Origin of the sequence: Streptomyces sp. SID5785 (genome assembly GCF_009870065.1) — a bacterium.
Lineage (GTDB): Bacteria > Actinomycetota > Actinomycetes > Streptomycetales > Streptomycetaceae > Streptomyces.
This window is the reverse complement of record NZ_WWIA01001125.1, coordinates 1-1750: the sequence shown is the minus strand read 5'-3', so window position 1 is coordinate 1750 and position 1750 is coordinate 1. Positions and strand designations below refer to the sequence as shown.

Sequence of the window (1750 nt, the reverse complement as noted above, 5' to 3'; positions counted from 1 at the left end):
TGTCGTCCTGTTCAACAACTCCTCCCTCGGCATGGTCGAGCTGGAGATGCTGGTGGCGGGGCTCCCGTCCTACGGCACCACGAACAAGAACCCCGACTTCGCCGCCGTCGCCCGGGCCTGCGGTGCCTACGGCGTCCGCGTCGAGAAGCCGAAGCAGCTCGCGGGCGCCCTCAAGGACGCCTTCCGGCACAAGGGCCCGGCCCTCGTCGACGTCGTCACCGACCCGAACGCGCTCTCCATCCCGCCGAAGATCAGCGCCGAGATGGTCACCGGCTTTGCCCTGTCCGCCTCCAAGATCGTGCTCGACGGAGGAGTGGGCCGGATGGTGCAGATGGCCCGCTCCAACCTCCGTAACATGCCGCGGCCCTGATGCCCGTGTGCCCCTGACGCCTCGTCACTCCCGCACGGGGCGCAGCCGCAGCGTCAGGATCTGGAACGGCCGCAGCCTGAGCGCGAGCCCGCTCTCCGACGTGTCGGCGGGCCGCAGCGGCCGCTCGAGCAGATCCGTCTCGTCGGCGCCCGCCACCGGGAACGACGCGCTCAGCGTGGCCTCGGTCCGCCCGCCGCGCGACTCGTAGAGCCGGACCACCACGTCGCCGCTGCGGTCCTCGGCGAGCTTCACCGACTCCACCGTCACCGCCGGGTCGTCGACGGACACCAGCGGCGCCAGTGCCGGCGCCGGCGCGATCCGCAGCGGCAGGTTGAGCGCGAGCCCCTCCGCGACGGCCTCGCCCGTGCCGGCCCCAGGAAACAGCGCGTACGTGAACCGGTGCGTGCCCAGGTCGGTCTCCGGGTCGGGGCTGTGCGGCGCGCGCAGCAGGGTGAGCCGCACCGTCGTGCCGAGGCCCCGCTCGTGCGGGGTCCGCGTCACGTCGTGCCCGTACGTCGAGTCGTTGAGCAGCGCGACGCCGTACCCGTCCTCGGCGACCCGCAGCCAGCGGTGCGCGCAGATCTCGTAACGGGCTGCGTCCCAGCCGGTGTTGGCGTGCGTCGGCCGGTGCACGTGGCCGAACTGGATCTCGGCCGCGGACCGCTCGGCGTGCACGTCCAGCGGGAACGCCGCCTTCAGCACCTTCTCGGACTCCTGCCAGTCCACGTCCGTGAGCACGTCGAGCCGCCTGCTGTCCGCCGCGAGCCGGTACTCCTGCGTGATCCGGGACGCGCCGAACGTGCGCACCACGCGCACGGCGACGCGCAGCGGCCCGTCCTCCACCAGCTCCACCGACTCGGCCCGCGTCAGATCGGTCCGGGTGTGCCGGTAGTGCGCGTCGAGGTCCCAGGCGTCGTACTGCGTCGGATGGTCGGGGTGCAGCTGGAGCAGGTTGCCGCGCGATCCGGGCGCCAGGGCCTCCCGCCCGCCGTGGTCCAGGTCGCGGACCGAGGCGAGCAGCCCGTCCCGGTCCACGGTGACCGTCAGATGCTCGTTGGCCAGGACGATCGCCCCGTCGTCGACCGTGGCCGCCGCGTGCGCCCCCGGGCCGCGGACCGCCGTCGCGTCCGTGTCCAGCGCCTGCGCCGCCAGCCCGTCGACCTCCACCTGTACCAACTGTCCGTTGTGCGCGACGACTTCACTGCGGGCGTACGGGGACGCGTTGAGCACCGCGGGGCCGGTGCCGCCGAGCCGGCGCACCGCCTCGGCCGTGATCGTGTCCAGCTCGCCGAGCACCCGCGCGTACGTCTCCCGGGCCTCCCGGTGCACCCAGGCGATGGACGACCCCGGCAGGATGTCGTGGAACTGGTGGAGCAGCAC

Annotated in this window: 2 protein-coding genes; one reads left to right on the top strand and one right to left on the bottom strand. The window is 73.2% G+C overall.

Translation table 11 applies throughout. From position 1 onward, the window contains the following. On the top strand, nt 1-370 hold a 370-nt coding region (locus tag GTW43_RS36300), incomplete at its 5' end, for a thiamine pyrophosphate-dependent enzyme (RefSeq protein WP_237537002.1). A 24-nt stretch (nt 371-394) separates the two neighbouring features. Here the strand turns inward: GTW43_RS36300 and GTW43_RS36295 are convergent. Further along, nucleotides 395-1750: glycoside hydrolase family 38 C-terminal domain-containing protein (locus GTW43_RS36295; RefSeq protein ID WP_237537001.1), on the bottom strand; the 1356-nt coding region annotated here is incomplete at its 5' end.